This window comes from Clostridium punense, assembly GCF_017874425.1.
In the GTDB taxonomy this organism is placed as follows: domain Bacteria; phylum Bacillota; class Clostridia; order Clostridiales; family Clostridiaceae; genus Clostridium_J; species Clostridium_J punense.
The window spans coordinates 51,721-67,543 of record NZ_JAGGLL010000002.1; the positions used below are offsets into that span (position 1 = coordinate 51,721).

12 protein-coding genes are annotated in these 15,823 nt (G+C 30.5%); 1 reads left to right on the top strand and 11 read right to left on the bottom strand.

Features of this window, described 5'->3' with window-relative positions:
- Nucleotides 1-204: 204 nt before the first annotated feature.
- From J2Z44_RS01460 to J2Z44_RS01500, 9 genes are all read right to left on the bottom strand, one after another.
- On the bottom strand, nucleotides 205-1,038 hold the full coding sequence (locus J2Z44_RS01460) for a sulfurtransferase (protein WP_021284772.1): 834 nt from the start codon (nucleotides 1,036-1,038) through the stop codon (nucleotides 205-207).
- 382 nt (nucleotides 1,039-1,420) lie between these two features.
- Nucleotides 1,421-2,401, bottom strand: a complete 981-nt coding sequence (locus J2Z44_RS01465; protein WP_082206975.1) for a metallophosphoesterase family protein — start codon at nucleotides 2,399-2,401, stop codon at nucleotides 1,421-1,423.
- A 183-nt stretch (nucleotides 2,402-2,584) separates the two neighbouring features.
- Complete coding sequence (locus tag J2Z44_RS01470; RefSeq protein ID WP_021284774.1) at nucleotides 2,585-3,826, bottom strand: HAMP domain-containing sensor histidine kinase; 1,242 nt, start codon at nucleotides 3,824-3,826, stop codon at nucleotides 2,585-2,587.
- Nucleotides 3,823-4,518: a response regulator transcription factor gene (locus J2Z44_RS01475; protein ID WP_021284775.1), complete on the bottom strand. Its 696-nt coding sequence runs from the start codon at nucleotides 4,516-4,518 to the stop codon at nucleotides 3,823-3,825. Before J2Z44_RS01475 ends, J2Z44_RS01470 begins: the two co-directional genes overlap by 4 nt.
- 243 nt (nucleotides 4,519-4,761) lie before the next feature.
- The gene (locus tag J2Z44_RS01480; RefSeq protein ID WP_021284776.1) at nucleotides 4,762-7,278 is read right to left on the bottom strand and encodes an ABC transporter permease; all 2,517 of its coding nucleotides are present in this window, start codon (nucleotides 7,276-7,278) and stop codon (nucleotides 4,762-4,764) included.
- 180 nt (nucleotides 7,279-7,458) lie between these two features.
- Complete coding sequence (locus J2Z44_RS01485) at nucleotides 7,459-8,151, bottom strand: ABC transporter ATP-binding protein (protein WP_021284777.1); 693 nt, start codon at nucleotides 8,149-8,151, stop codon at nucleotides 7,459-7,461.
- Between the two features lie 343 nt (nucleotides 8,152-8,494).
- Nucleotides 8,495-8,749: a phage holin family protein gene (locus tag J2Z44_RS01490; protein WP_021284778.1), complete on the bottom strand. Its 255-nt coding sequence runs from the start codon at nucleotides 8,747-8,749 to the stop codon at nucleotides 8,495-8,497.
- Between the two features lie 346 nt (nucleotides 8,750-9,095).
- Entirely contained in the window at nucleotides 9,096-11,321 is a 2,226-nt protein-coding gene (recQ, locus tag J2Z44_RS01495) for a DNA helicase RecQ (RefSeq protein ID WP_209649307.1), read from the bottom strand.
- A 284-nt stretch (nucleotides 11,322-11,605) separates the two neighbouring features.
- Nucleotides 11,606-11,767, bottom strand: a complete 162-nt coding sequence (locus tag J2Z44_RS01500; RefSeq protein ID WP_017414257.1) for a zinc-ribbon domain-containing protein — start codon at nucleotides 11,765-11,767, stop codon at nucleotides 11,606-11,608.
- Between the two features lie 580 nt (nucleotides 11,768-12,347).
- Here J2Z44_RS01500 and msrA point away from each other — a divergent pair.
- Complete coding sequence (gene msrA, locus J2Z44_RS01505) at nucleotides 12,348-12,923, top strand: peptide-methionine (S)-S-oxide reductase MsrA (protein ID WP_021284781.1); 576 nt, start codon at nucleotides 12,348-12,350, stop codon at nucleotides 12,921-12,923.
- A gap of 396 nt (nucleotides 12,924-13,319) precedes the next feature.
- On the opposite strand, the gene J2Z44_RS01510 is transcribed toward msrA, so the two are convergent.
- Both J2Z44_RS01510 and J2Z44_RS01515 read right to left on the bottom strand, forming a co-directional pair.
- Nucleotides 13,320-13,838 carry a hypothetical protein gene (locus J2Z44_RS01510; RefSeq protein WP_021284782.1) on the bottom strand — a complete coding sequence of 173 codons (519 nt, stop codon included), beginning with the start codon at nucleotides 13,836-13,838 and terminating at the stop codon, nucleotides 13,320-13,322.
- Between the two features lie 533 nt (nucleotides 13,839-14,371).
- Nucleotides 14,372-15,811 carry an NCS2 family permease gene (locus tag J2Z44_RS01515; protein ID WP_021284783.1) on the bottom strand — a complete coding sequence of 480 codons (1,440 nt, stop codon included), beginning with the start codon at nucleotides 15,809-15,811 and terminating at the stop codon, nucleotides 14,372-14,374.
- Between the last annotated feature and the right edge of the window lie 12 nt (nucleotides 15,812-15,823).

Sequence of the window (15,823 nt, forward strand, 5' to 3'; positions counted from 1 at the left end):
CTTGTTCATAAGTAACATAAAGTTACTCCCTCTACACATATATAATTATCACGTTTTAACTTAAGAAAACCAAAATATACTTCTTTGTATTTTAATATTTTTCTAAGTAAATATGTCTTAAATACTAATTTATATTAAACATAATATGATATTCATAACCTTTTGTCAACAATAGCAATCAATTCTTAATCTACATTTAACATTCTACTGTTCTTCTGTTGATATTGGATTTTCATCGTAACTTGACCAATCACTCCAGCTTCCTACATATAGCTTTGAAGAAATGCCCACTTCTTCAAGAAAAAGTACATTGGCACAACCTGTTACGCCAGAACCACAATGAACTATTACTTCTTTATAATCATTTACTTTATCAAATCTTTCTCTAAGTTCTTCTATTGGACGCACCTTTCCATCTTTAAAATTTAGAGTCCAATCATAATTCTTAGCTCCTGGAATATGACCAGCTTTCTTATCCATTGGCTCTACAAGACCTAAATATCTTTCTCTTGCTCTTGAGTCAATAATTACTATATCCTCATTGTTAAGGTTTGCTTTTACATATTCCATAGGACATTGCATTTCTTCCCTTAAGTTCACTTCTATTTTACCTGGTTCTTTTCCTCTATATTCTTCCTTAGTAACTTCTCCCCCTGAAGATAACCAAGCATTTATGCCTCCTTCTAGTATATATATTGTGTCAAGTCCTATATATTTAAGCATCCACCATAGTCTTGAAGGTGCAGCTAAGTCTCCATCATCATAGATTAAAACTTTAGAATGGTTTGATACTCCTAAGCTTTCCATAAAACTAACAAATTCCTTTATATTTGGAAGCGGGTGTCTTCCTCCATGTTCCCTCTTTTCTCCTGCTAAGTCTTTATCAAGATTGACGGATGCAGCCTTTGGTATATGTGCTTCCTGGTAGGCTTTCTCTCCATAGGTTGGATCTTGAAGACTAAACCTACAATCAATAATTACAAGGCTTTCATCCTTAATATGTTCTTTTAACCAATTTATATCAACTATATTTTTCATATAAGCAACTCCTTTTTTTCCTTACACATTATGTTTTAACATGTATAATATTTACAATATGCCCAGTTATAATTATAATAGCACTTAAGGCGTTAAAAATCCACTTATCTCATTTTATAAGCAGACTTTAGTTAATAGAATTTAAATCTACTTAATGGTGAAAGCTGTATACTATCAAAAATTATTTTTCCATAAAAAGCAATAAGGTGAAAAAATAAAAAATCACCTTATTGCTTTACATTTCAATAAATTTCATAGTTATAATTCCACTACAAGCTTAATTAAGCCTTGGCTTTATCATAGGTTTAGTAAGGTATTTTATTCTTTGTAAATCAGATGTAAAACTCCCTTAATGAGTAATGCATATTAAGTTTCCCTAAACTTATCTATTTAAAATATTCCTCTTAATTTTATCAATAAAAGACTGCTTGCCTGGCAAATTAATAGTAGATTGATTTATCCATATATCCTTAGCAAAATCCCTAGCTTTAATTTCAACTCGATTTTTATAAACATTGACTAGTAGTCCCTGCATATCTCCTGACCTTACTGTCCCATCCTCCCCTAATATATATCTTATTGCTCCTGTATTTACCATGGTAAAGTTATTTTGATATAAGGTTTTAGGATGATTTAGCGGGTAGTGGGAGTGTGCTGTAAATAATATAGCTTGTGGATACTCTCTAAGTAAATTGTATAATCTACCATCACTTAATCCCCCACCCCACTGTGTACTTCCATAAACCGTATTATCTATAGGTTGATGTAAAAATATAAAGATTGGTTTATCTGGTCTGACCTTTTTTTGTAAGACTTTCTCCAACCACTTATATTGCTCTTCTGAAATTATAGCTTTATCTCCAATAGTTTCATCAGATAAGTTAGATTTTTCTCCTCCAAGGACTATACAGTGATATCCTTCTATCCACTTATCATAATAAACTCCTGGCATTTGTGTTTTTCTTATAAATCTATCTGTTAAAATTTCATCTGTAAGTCCAGGCTTCTTGAAAAATCTACCCTCGAAAAATTCATGATTCCCAATGGTAATAATTTTTTCAGCTCCTTGGCTCATATTTTCTTCAAGAAGCTTATTAAACTTATCATACTGTTCTTCTAACCCACAATCTGTCATATCTCCTACTATGGCTATTGCCCTATAACCTGGTGCCAGGGTTTTGTAGTCTTTTAGCACCTTTGTTGTTTTATCCTCAGCTTTTCCATCTCCAATATGAACATCACTTATTACAGGTATCTGCAAAATGGGGACTTCTCCTTTTTCTTTAGAAGCAAAGGATACAATAGGAAAACCTGCTAAAATAATTATAAGAAATAAGATAAGCCTTATAAACTTCTTCAACATAACACCTCCAACTAAAGTTATAGGTTATTTTGTGCTTAAAAAAGAAATTTATAAGGCCTTACTATGATAAAATTGAGATGCTTTAATCTGCATTACTCATAAATAGCACGATATAAAATTTATATTTTTTAAATTAGGCTACTGTTTATGTACCCCCATTTGTACATATGTTCTTTAGTAACCTTAGTATTTTAAAAAAGTTATAATAAATCTAGTGCCTATACCTAAGTCGCTATGGGCTTCTATCATACCACCATGAGCTTCTACTATAGATTTGGCTAGTGCTAAGCCTATTCCCACTGAGTTAGTATTTTTAGCCCCCTTAGCTTTGTAGAATCTTTTAAAGATATTAGGTAAATCCTCCTCACTAATACCTTCCCCTTGATCTTCAATAGTAACTCTTCTATATACAGGGTTTTCTATTAGACTTACATAAACTTCTGTATTTACTTCGCTATGCTCTATTGCATTTTTTATAATATTAATTAACGCTTCCTGAAGCCAAAGAGTATCATGATTAAATATTATATTCTCTTTCTCATGAATCTTTACCTTAATGCCCTTTACATTTGCCATACTTTCTAAGACTTCAATAGATTCATGTATGGTTTCATTTAAGCTACAGTTCTCCTTATGAAACTCTATAGCCTTAGCATCTATTTTAGCTAGTTTTAACATACTCTTTATAAGCCATTCCATCCTATGCAGCTGATTTTGATTATTTACTAAAAATGTAGTTCTTTGCTCTTTTTCCAAGTCTTTACTTAGCATAATTTCATTATATAAAATCATGGAAGCTAAAGGAGTTTTTAATTGATGAGATATGTCTGATAGCAAATCTACTAAAAACTTCTTTTCTCTATTTAGTTCATGTAAATTGCTTCTTATAATCTCTCTCATAGAATTGAAAGATATTGCAAGCTTTGAAAAATCTCCTTCCTTATCCTCACTAATTGCTATTTGGTATTCCCCTTCAACAACCTTTTTAGCAGCTGTAGTTAGTCTTCTTATTCTTTTATAGAAGAATATATGATGCAAATAGTTCATAATAAAAAGTATTATAAGCATTGAAAGAAAAACAAATCCTAATAGATAAAAATTTTCTAATGAGGTTTGGTTAACATAGGGAAAAATAATAGTATCTAGCTCTTTAGTAACCCCATATTGTTTTAAGAAATTTTCACCCTTAGCTTCTTCTTCCGCTGTGGCTCTTCCTAATACTATTGGAATGATATCCTTTTCTAAATTAGGCTCCTTCTCAACAATTTTTGCTGCTGTTGCTCCTAGAACCTTTATATAAGAATTCTTCAAAGCTTCCTGTTGTAGTTTTAAAATGAAAACTGTCCCAGCGAAAAAAACACTCATTAAGATGACAATAAAAATAGAACTTCTCTTAAGCTCTGGGTTGATAAAATATCTTCTCATATTCTCACAACCTCTACATTCCACTTATACCCTAAGCCTCTTTGAGTAATTATATACTGGGGCTCTCTAGGATTATCTTCTATCTTTTCCCTAATTCTTTTTATGTAAACTGAAAGAGTATTTTCATCAAAGAAAACCTCGTCCCCTTCAATAAGCCTTCCTAGTATTTCATCCCTCTTCATCAGTATATTTGGATTACTCATAAAAATTAATAACAGCTTATATTCCTGAGCAGTTAAGATTAACTCTTGCCCTCGCTTTTTAACAGTGGTTTCTAAAGTGTTTATCTCCAAATCACCACTTCTTAGCTTATTACCATAAGTTTGTCCTTTATTACTTCTTCTAATTAAAGCTTTAATTCTTGATAAAAGTTCTCTCACTCTAAAAGGTTTTGTAATATAGTCATCTCCACCAATTTCTAGCCCTAAGACTATATTAACTTCATCATCTAATGCAGTTAAAAATATAATTGGAACCTCACTTGTTCTTCTTATGTATTTACATAAATCGTAGCCATTACCATCTGGTAAATTTATATCAAGTAATATTAAATCAAACTCTTCTTTTTCTAGTAAACTTTTTCCTTCAGCTATAGTAGCGCCTCTGAATACTTCGTAGCCTTCATCTTTAAGGGTAAATTCTATTCCTAATGCTAGTGCTTCATCATCTTCAATTAATAATAATTTATTCATAAACTCACCTCATCAATAATTTTACCCTAAACATTATTAGGTATAAACCTTTATTTAATTATACTAATAAACTTTTACTTACAAAATTTCACAGGACAAGTAATATTTATATTCTTAATAGATAATCTTACATATGAAAAAGATAATGAGTAACTACCATAGTATACATGTTAAATATTCTATTTCATAGAAAAAGAGTCAGTTACCACCGACTCTTTCTCCTACACTTTAATTTCTAAATCTTTAAAAGTCTTCCCTTATACCTTCAATTAAATTCTCATTACCAATTCTTTTAAGTGGTGCCAAAACTGAAAGATACCCAATTATTAGTGCTGCCACTGTTGCAATTCCTATAGCATTCCAAGGAATTGCCCATTTAAACTCCCTTGCTGCATTCATTCCTCCACCCATTAGGTAGGATAAGCCCGTTCCAATAATACCACCATATATACTTCCTACTACTCCATATAAAAGTCCTTCTAATACAATAATCTTCTTTAATCCCTTTTGAGTTAGTCCTATAGATTTTAAGGTTGAAAACTCTTTTTTTCTTAAAATTATATTAGTAGTTAAGGTATTAATAATATTTACACTACCAATTAAAGATACTACAGTTACGAAACCGTATAATAATATTTGTACCATTAATATAGCTGATTTGTTTTTCCTATTATCATCAATATTATTAGTTAACATTAAGGCTGGGTTTGATTTTATTTGTTCTTCAATTTTTTCTTTTGCTTGAATTTCTTCTTTTTGATCTTTAATTTGAATATCCAAGCTTATAGGTTTAAGTTCACCTTTCCCAACCAAGCCCTCTACAACTTCTTTAGTACTAATAAAATTTAAAGACTTTTCTGGTCCATAAAAGTAAAATGGTTCTGCTTTTAAAATAGCCATAATCTTTACTTTTTTAATACTACCTTTATTAAACTGCAATGAATTTTCTGATGACATATTTTCTCTTTCATTAAGATCACCATAAGCTTCTAACTCTATTTCATCTCCAACCTTTAGAGATGCAATTTCACCGTAGTACACATTTTTAGTTTTTTCATTAAAAATTCTATTCTTTTTAATAAGAATTACACCATTTTCTTTATTTAGTGCCTCCTTGTCTATATTTCCACTTTCTATATACCCTTTAGAAACTTCTAAAGCATTATCATCATAAATTGCAACATTACTATTTATTCCAGTTTTGTTGTTGCCTAAGTTTGTTGATTTGTACACATTTTCAATATTATTTACTTCTTTAACTTTTCCTTCACTGTTTATAGCTGCCTTTAGATAATTCATCTCATAACTTTTGTATACTTTTTCCACCATGGCAACATTTTTTATATCCTCAACTAACTTATCTTCGATGAATACTCTTTTACCCTCATTAATGTACTGAGGAGATACTGTAAAATGAATGTTCTGTGATTCATTTAAATCATCAGATATATTTAAAGACATGTCCATAAAAGATTTGAAGGTTATAAATAAAACCACACTAATTACAATAGAAAATACTGTTATTCTATATCTTTTTCTATTTCTCTTCATATTTTTAGAAGCTAATGATCCTTCAAAACCCAGCACCTTACCTATTAAACCTGCTCTTCTTTTCTTAATTTTTTCCTTTGTAATAGTAGCTCTGCTGCTAATAGCAACTAAAGGCGATATTTTGCCTGCGAAGTGAGCTGGTATGAAGGCTGAAATATATATTGATATTAATCCTACCAATGCACTTATAGCTAAAACTCCGTAAGATATAGTTAATTTAATGTTCATAACAGAATCTGCTCCAATTAACTTAAAGGTAAGCTTTATTCCTAAAAGAGCTATAACTCCAAAAATTAATCCTAGAGGAATTGCAATTACTGCTACTGTGGTAGCCTCTTTAAACACTAGCTTTCTAACTTGTTTAGGGGTAGCTCCAACTGCTCTTAGAAGCCCAAATTGCTTAACTCTTTCCACCACACTAATTTGAAAGGAATTATAAATCACTGCAATGGTACAAACCACTACGATTGAAATTATTATACCAACAGTAAAATAAATTCCTTTCCAAGATGAGCTACCTTCTCCTGCTCCTAACAGTCCTAAAAGCATAGTATTTTTAATAACATTACCCTTTTCTCCTAATGCAACTAATTCCTCCACTGACTTTTTTAAGTTTGCCTTTGAGCTTATCTCAACTATCAGTGTAGCATTTTCAATATTTATATTATTACTATTAGATAATATCATTATTTTACTATCTGATTGATTTTGAATAGTATTTTCAAGCAATCCTACAAGCAAGTATTCTTTGTCTTTAATTTTTATTTTTTCTCCAACCTTGCCATTGTTATCAATATATCTTAAAGCCCATTTTTCAATAGCTATTTCATTCTCTCTCTCTGGAAGTCTCCCCTCCGCTGGTTTATATGGTGCCAGCTCCAAGGCCTTACTTGAGGCTACTACTGAAAAAATCTTAAGTTTATCAGTAAACTCTTCTTCTTCACCCATGCTATATAATCCACTTCTACCAACTCTTGGGTTATTAATAATCTTATTCATCTTGTCTTCATTTATTTTCTTATAAGCTATATGAAAAGAACCATACTTTCCCTTTGTATCCTCTATCTCCGTTTGCTGCATGCTTTTAAAGAAAAGCCCTATGGTTGAAATTAAAGCTACTGATAAAACTATTCCTATGATAGTTAAGACAGTTCTTTTTTTATTGGCTTTTAAATATCTATTTGAAAGCTGTTTAAACTCTGTAATCACCTTGTTACCTCCTACTTTTATGTTTCTATCAGAAATCCTACTATTCTTTGAAACAGTTAATTTCATTTATTATTCTTATTTTTATCTATATTTTCTTACTACTTTCCACAAAATTATTTCTTTCCTTCAATATATTTTTACGCTAAGTCCCTCATTATTTAAAGTTTAATTAAAGCTTATCTAGCCTACTTTATTTCTTAAATATTTGTCTGAGGTAATTTCTCCATCTTCAATGGTAATTACTCTATCTGCCATAGACGCAATATTTACATCATGAGTTATCAGAATTAAGGTTTGATTATATTTTCTTGCAGTTATTTTTAAAAGTTCTATAACTTCCTTAGAATTTTTGCTATCTAAGTTTCCTGTGGGTTCATCGGCTAGAATAATTGCTGGCTTATTTAAAAGCGCTCTTCCAATAGAAACTCTTTGCTGTTGCCCTCCTGAAAGTTCTGAAGGAAGATGACTTCTTCTTTCCTCAAGACCTAGAATTTGAATTAGTTCCTGTAAGTAGGACTTATCGACCTTATCGTTATCTAAAAGTGCTGGAAGTGATATATTTTCCTCCACGTCTAATACAGGGATTAAGTTAAAAAATTGAAATACAAATCCTATTTTTCTTCTTCTAAATATTGCTAACTTTTCTTCTTTATAGTCATAAATACTTTCGCCATCTATAATTACCTTACCGTTAGTTGGTTTATCTAAACCTCCTAATAAGTGTAGTAAAGTACTCTTACCTGATCCTGAAGCCCCTACAACTGCTACAAACTCTCCTTTATTTATTGACATACTAATATTTTTAAGAGCTTCTACCTTGTTGTCTCCTTTTCCGTATATCTTACTTAAGTTTTCAACTTTTAAAATCTCCATTATTTTCTCTCCTTCTTGAAACTATATTTTTCACGGTAATTAACCTTTGAATTAAAAATTGCTTATTTTTATGATTTAACCTATTCAGTATCATAATTAAAATTATTTTTTAATTGTCACTTTGGCTTTAGTCTTATTTTATTGCTATATCTCTTGTTCATTGCCTTTCTACATTTCTATTATATCCCCTTAAGATTTCTTATTCCATTTCAGCTAACTTACAATAAAAAAATTAATCTTACTATTTGGTAAGATTAGCTTCCCTTACTTATTTTCTTCATGTCAAAATTGATATTTTTTATATAAAAAAGGCAACCCCTATATTAGAGATTACCTTAGCTCATTATTCTTCTTTTTCTCTGGTTTGTTTAATTAACTGATTAGTAAATACAGTGGTTCCTGCTACTAAAATACCTTGAATTACTGCCGAAGCACTTAATCCCATAATTGCTATTGCTCCTAAAATTCCACATACTAGTAATATATAGGGGATTGTCCAGTCTTTAATTTTGGGTGTGTTCTTTAAAAACATACCTATGATATATAATACAGGAACAAGAATTAGAGCTTGGTCAACAATAAATTTTCCAACATCCATAAATATTCCTCCTTGCATAAATTAAGAATTAATTCCTATAATATCTAACAGGATATCATTCTTGATACATTATATTATATTATATGAAATTCATGCATAGTCTGGCTCACTTTTAGGATTATACTCGTTAGCAAATCTCACTACATAATAGTCACTTCTTAAGTTTGAAAGTTAGTATTTATCACTGTAAAGATACTGTATATTCCCAAAAGTTCTGAGGTGAAATTATCATTACTAAAAAACTTTGAATTATTATATAAATCTATATAAATTGTAAAGCACTAACACAGGCTCAATATGATTAAATGTAAAAAGGATCGGTTGTCTACCGATCCTTTTTGATTCTTTATTCTGAGAAGTTCTTTAAAATTACTCCTTTTATCTGATCATAGGTAATATGTTCAGGTACTCTTTCTTTTATAGGTTTTAACTTACTAGCACCTACTTCTTTTATTGCCTCCATCACTAAAGCTTCCACCTGTTCATCGAATACCCCTGTAAAATCCACTGGAAAATCTAAGGAATTTCCTTCTTTAAGAAACTCCGTTATGTGAGAAAGCACCGTAGTTACAGCTATCTCTCTTTCCACTGCAATTTGTCCTAAGGATTTATTATTTTTTATCATATTTATAGTTATTTCAAAGGATTTTTCCTTGTTTAATTTTGGTGTTTTCTTGTTAAAGTCTTCAGTTTTATTATCCTGAACTTTATCCACTAAGGCTTCTTCACTGTTATAAGGGCTATTTTTCTTAGAACCACTTGGGGTTTTTATATCTTTTTTAAAGTTCCAGCTAACTTCGATATTATTTTTTTCCGTATAGCTTATAATCTCTTTAATAAACTGTTCTCCATACTTGTTAGCTTTTACCTCACCAACACCACTAATGTCTAGAAATTGTTCCATAGTAATTGGATATCTAGTACTCATTTCCTTTAAAGAAGTATCACCAAAAATTATGTATGGTGGTACCCCCTCAGCTGCAGCTAGTTGTGTTCTTAAGGCTCTTAGATTTTCGAACAAATCATTGTTCACTACAAGTCTTTCCACCTTCTTAGGCTCTTTAAAAATTACCTTCTCCTTACTCTTTAAAACCTCTATAGATTTTTGGTTTAACTTTATAACAGGGTACTCACCTTCCACTGATTCTAAGAAAGAATGAGCTGTTAAAGTATTTATAAATTCCTTTAGATTTTCTTTTGAATAACTCTTCATTATTCCATAGGTAGACAATTCATTTAACCTCAAATCTAACAACTTTTTATTTTGTGATCCTCTAAGCACATCAATTATCATATTAACTCCATAGGGTCTACTCATTCTATACACGCAGGAGAGAACCTTTTGTGCATCAATGGTCTTATCAATAAGTTCTCCTTCTAAATTGCAATTACTGCAATTATTACACTCTCCAGGGCTTTCCTCACCAAAATAAGTTAATATATATTCTCTAAGGCAGGAATTACAGTGAACAAAGTCCATAATTTGTTTTAGCTTTTTATACTCATTTATTTTTCTTTCTGGATTATTAGTTCCCACATCTATAATATACTTTTGAGTATGTACATCAGAAGGTGAAAATAAAAGTATGCATTCACTCTTCTCCCCATCTCTTCCTGCCCTACCAATTTCTTGATAGTAACTCTCTATATTTTTAGGCATGTTGTAATGAATTACATATCTTATATTAGGTTTATCTATACCCATGCCAAAGGCATTTGTTGCTACCATTAAATTTACTTTATCATAAACAAAAGCTTCTTGATTTACAGTTCTTTCACTTTCAGACAAGCCAGCATGATATCTTCCTACAGAATATCCCCTTGAAAGTAAAGCTTCATAGACTTTATCTGCTTCATTTCTTGTAGCCGTATAAATAATACCTGATAGCTCACTATTTTCTCTTACATAGTTAAGAAGAAAATCCTTCTTATTTATACCCTTAAGTACATCAATTTTTAAGTTTTCTCTATCAAAGCCTTGAATAAACACCTTTGGATTTTTTAGATTAAGAAGGGTTACAATGTCTTCTCTAACTTCTTCTGTAGCTGTTGCTGTAAAAGCTGAAACAATAGGTCTTTTGTTCAAAGATTTTATAAAACCTTTGATATTTCTGTAGCTGGTTCGAAAATCATGTCCCCACTGAGAAACGCAATGAGCCTCATCTATTGCAACTTGAGAAATATTAATTTCTCTCATTAGAGTTATAAAACTATTGGATTCTAGTCTTTCTGGTGCAACATAAATTATCTTTAATTGTCCATTTTTCAATTTATCTAAAATTATTACTATTTCATTACTACTTAAGGAGCTATTGATATAAGCCGCCTCTACTCCTAGTTCCTTTATACTGTCTACTTGATCCTTCATTAGAGATATAAGAGGTGAAATAACTAAGGTTACCCCCTCTAAAAGCAGTGCAGGAATTTGATAACAGATGGACTTTCCTCCCCCTGTAGGCATGATTGCCACAGTATCTCTTCCATTTAAAATTTCCTCAATTATTTTTTCTTGCCCTTTTCTAAAGGAGCTATAGCCATAATATTTATTTAAAACTTCTAAAGCCTTATTTATCATTTATTACACCTCGAACTATTATCTATAAAAAGCTTCAGTAAAAAACAATGAACTGAAGCGTATTTTGTTTTTATCTCAAACTTTTCCCTTAAATTATATCACCTTTATAATTTTTTTAAACAAGAAATAAATTATTGCATAAAGGAATCTTTTGCAATAACTTTAGCTTTTATATTAGAAGAACCGTCCCATATTCTCTTCAATAATTAAAGTTAAATTTCCTATATAATAAAAAAACTCTATAAGAATTTCTTCTTACAGAGTTGTTAATTCAAATGATATTATCTTCTGAATCCGTTGTTTTGTTGCTTCTTTGCTCTTCTGCAATCAGCACATCTTTGTGGCTCGTTTTCGAATCCTTTTTCTTTGTAGAAAGCTTGCTCTCCCTCAGTGAATATGAATTCTTTTCCGCAATCTTTGCATGTTAAAGTTTTATCTGCCATTTAAACATTTCCCCTTTTCTTCGTATTAAGATTTAAAAACTGATTCACATATGTTCCGAAAAATGGAAATGTTGTTTATCAAATTAAATCTCTTTACAAGTAGCTTTTCGCCACTCGACTATATTAATATAACATGATTTAATTTATTATGCAAGTGTTTTTTATTATTTAAATGTGAATTTTAGTTTTTTGTGCGTATTTTTATAAGATATCATCATTAATATTAAACTCTATAATTTCTATAAACTTCTATGCTGTGGATTTATTTTACTCATATTCAAAAGCTCTTAAGGTAGTTGATTAAAATCCTATGGATTAGCTAAGTTTTTTTGTTTACCCACTATAGGCTCCCTTATGGAAACCCTAGCTTATATGGCCCCAATTCACCTTAAGACAACCAATGTAGGTTTAATATATCATTTAATTCTTGACTTTGTTTCCCATAATAAAGATTTTTAAAATATAATTTTTTACTAAAAATATGATCATAGCATATATTAAAAAGTTCTTTCTTTATATGAAAATATAAGATAAAATTTAACTATATACTATACTTTTCACTACAAAAGGAGTGTTCAACATGAACCTAGAAAATACAAATACAGATTATAGCACTGCTGTTTTTGCTGGAGGTTGCTTTTGGTGTATGGTTTCCCCCTTTGATATACTAGATGGAATCATTGAAGTGAAATCTGGATATATGGGTGGGCATCTTGAGAACCCAACCTATAAAGATGTAAAATCTCAAACTTCTGGTCATTATGAAGTTGTTAAGATTCTTTATGATTCAGCTTTAATCACTTATGAAAAGCTACTACAAGCTTTCTGGAGACAAATTAACCCAATGGATGATGAAGGCCAATTCCAAGATAGAGGTTCTTCTTATAGAGCAGCAATTTTCTATACTACTGAAGAACAAAAGGAAGTAGCTGAACAATCCAAAAGAGAATTAAATGAAAGTGGTAGATTCCCTGAACCTGTAATTACTAGGATACTACCTGTAGCTACCTTTTACCCTGCTGAAGAATATCATCAAGACTTTCACAAAAAAAGTCCTGTAGAATATAAAAAGGATCGCTCAATTTCAGGTAGAGATGAGTTTATCCAAAAATACTGGGGTGAAGATTATTATTCAATATATGAAGATTTAGATTAAACATAGCCTAGAACCTTAAACACATAAACATGTTTAAAATAGAGCAAAGGGATAACTTTTTAGTGTTAGCTTCCCTCTGCTCTATTTTATATAAATCACTTTACAGTCTAAGTAATTTATGCAGGTTCTTCTAAAATTTTATTAGAAAGGTAATTTCTACATAATTACCAAATAGTTGTGTTGTGCAAGTCCTATATAATAATTCATCGTAACCTTCAAGACAACATCATATTTTAAGTGTATTCCTTTAATTTAATCATACATAATTATCTGCTGACACCTTAAATCAGTATTGTCTATTTTGTTGATGCTATATAAACGCACTTATATTTTGTTTAGTTTAATACTCTTACATTAACTAACCCTAACTTTAAATATAGTTTTTCTTATAATGATTTACCTTTTCTCATTATTGATTGCTATAATTACATATTTTTCTTTAGCTTTCTCTCTATATCCAAACCAAATTTCCCCATTACCAACCATTACACCTTGATAGTTAACAAAGAGATTTTCTACCTTTTGTTTTAATAATGATTCTTTAACTTTTTCTGTGATAATGTGACTATAATTCTCTATAAAATCTTCCTTGTCTTTTATTGTCTTTCTTTCCCCTTTTATATTAACTCTAAGAGGATAATATATATATTCTGCTAACTCCTCTTGTGCATCTCTTTCCACTAAATCCTTTATTCTAAAAAAGGTCTTCTCAAACTTTTCTCCATCATGAATTCCAGCTACTTCATATTTATTATTTTTCTTCTCCTTATGATCTCCATCCAAATCCCTGCTGATTATTTGGTCTATATTTGCTGCATTTCCTAGCTCACTAGTCAACTCCACCCTATAAGCACATCCCATAATAAAAACTAAAATTAACATTGATATCACTATTCCATGTAGCTTTTTCCTCATAAATCTCTTTCTCCTCTCAAAACTCCCTTAATATGTCACAAGCTTCCCTAGTCAATGCTTAATTGATTCATTTGCAAACCGCCTTGAGGGAACTACGGTAGGCTCATATATGAGTTAAATTCTTGACTTTGGTTCCCTATAGTTAAATAAAAAACAATTTATAAATATGTAGTTATATTTCTTCCATAGATTTATTAGTTTTATTCATAGTTTCTATCTATTAATATAAAACTTTCATTTAATTTTTCCATAGTTGAAAGACACTAAATGATTTTTTATAATTCCCACTATAAATAATATCTTTCAAATGCAAATTGGTTTACTCACTGCCTTCTTTAAAATAGCTGCAACTATATGAGTTTTTGCATGAGGTCTTAGAATAACTAATAATAATATTTTGTAAGTTTTTCAAAATATTATTTAAATTGCATATATAAATAAAAAGGACTACTCATAGTACATAATTATGTATTATGAAATAGTCCTTTTAAATTCTATATTAATCTTTAATTTATTATTTATTTTCAGTTACCTTACTGAGGAATTAATATATACCTTAAAATAAATAGTGCTGCTAGGATATACATTAATGGATGAACTTTCTTACCTTTTCCTACTGCAATTTTTAATATAGGATAGGTTATTATTCCAAACGCTATTCCATTTGCTATAGAGTAGCTGAATGGCATTATTGCTATAGTGAAAAAGGCTGGTAGTGCTTCATCAAAACTTGAAAAATCCACTTCTTTTATAGTTTCAAGCATTAGGCATCCAATAATTATAAGTACTGGCGCTGTTGCTTGGGCTGGAACCATTCCTACGAAACCTGCAAAGAATAGTGTTAATCCACAAAGTACAGCGGTTACTACTGCTGTTAATCCTGTCTTTCCACCTTCTGCAATTCCTGATGTAGATTCAAGGTAAGTTGAAACCGTTGGAAGTCCAAATAATGCACCAATGGTAGTTGAAATAGAATCTACCAAAAGAGCTCTGTTCATACCTCTAGGTTTTCCTTCTTCATCATATAAATTTCCCTTTTGTGCAGTTCCAACTAGAGTTCCTATTGTATCAAACATGTCCACTAATGAGAAAGTTAAAATAACCATTATTACTGATGTAATTGCTGCAATTAATCCTGTACCATTATGAGTTAAAAGACCTACAAAGTCCATTTTACCAAAAGTTGGCATCATTGAAGGCGGCATTGAAAATAATTGTGCACCTTGAATATTAGTTACTCTCATTGGAATTCCAATAATAGTTGTAGCTACAATTCCTATAAGCATGGCTCCCTTTGTTCTTCTAGCCATAAGAATACCAGTAATTAAAATACCTATAATAGTTAAAAGTACACTTGGGCTTGTAAAGCTTCCAAAAGAAACTAAAGTTCCTGGGTTAGCTATTACTATTCCACCACTTTTTAAACCTATTAGAGCTATAAATAATCCAATTCCTGAAGTTATTGCAACTTTTATATTTTGTGGAAGAGCATCCACTATTAGTTGTCTAAGAGAGGTTACTGTACATATAATAAACACAATTCCTGAAATAAATACTGCTGCTGAAGCTTCCTGCCATGTAAAGCCCATGGTTAAGCAAACACCATAGGTAAAGAAAGCAACTAGTCCCATTCCTGGCCCTAAAGCATAAGGTAGGTTAGCATATAACCCCATAAATAATGTAGAAAGTAAAAACAATACGCAAGTAGCTGTAAATATTGAACCTACTACTGGATCATTTAGCACAGTTAAAGCATTAGCTGCATCTCCAAGAGCGCCTTGAGAGTTCATTCCTGAAGCCTTTAACACATTAGGTATAACTAAAAGTGCATAACCTAAAGTAATAAAAGTAGTTAATCCTGCTAATATTTCAGTTTTTGCATTAGTTCCATATTTAGTTAACTTAAACACTTTTTCTAATAGTCCGTTTTTACTATTTTCTTTTGTGCTTTGAATTTTGCTTGTAATTTGCATGTCTATTCCTCC

Excerpts from the sequence above, each read along its gene's own strand:
- J2Z44_RS01485 (WP_021284777.1), bottom strand. The coding sequence starts at position 8,151 with ATGGAGATTTTAAAAGTTGAAAACTTAAGTAAGATATACGGAAAAGGA.
- msrA (WP_021284781.1), top strand. The coding sequence starts at position 12,348 with ATGAACCTAGAAAATACAAATACAGATTATAGCACTGCTGTTTTTGCT.
- J2Z44_RS01465 (WP_082206975.1), bottom strand. The coding sequence starts at position 2,401 with ATGTTGAAGAAGTTTATAAGGCTTATCTTATTTCTTATAATTATTTTA.
- J2Z44_RS01470 (WP_021284774.1), bottom strand. The coding sequence starts at position 3,826 with ATGAGAAGATATTTTATCAACCCAGAGCTTAAGAGAAGTTCTATTTTT.
- J2Z44_RS01500 (WP_017414257.1), bottom strand. The coding sequence starts at position 11,767 with ATGGCAGATAAAACTTTAACATGCAAAGATTGCGGAAAAGAATTCATA.
- J2Z44_RS01490 (WP_021284778.1), bottom strand. The coding sequence starts at position 8,749 with ATGGATGTTGGAAAATTTATTGTTGACCAAGCTCTAATTCTTGTTCCT.
- J2Z44_RS01475 (WP_021284775.1), bottom strand. The coding sequence starts at position 4,518 with ATGAATAAATTATTATTAATTGAAGATGATGAAGCACTAGCATTAGGA.
- J2Z44_RS01510 (WP_021284782.1), bottom strand. The coding sequence starts at position 13,838 with ATGAGGAAAAAGCTACATGGAATAGTGATATCAATGTTAATTTTAGTT.
- J2Z44_RS01515 (WP_021284783.1), bottom strand. The coding sequence starts at position 15,811 with ATGCAAATTACAAGCAAAATTCAAAGCACAAAAGAAAATAGTAAAAAC.
- J2Z44_RS01460 (WP_021284772.1), bottom strand. The coding sequence starts at position 1,038 with ATGAAAAATATAGTTGATATAAATTGGTTAAAAGAACATATTAAGGAT.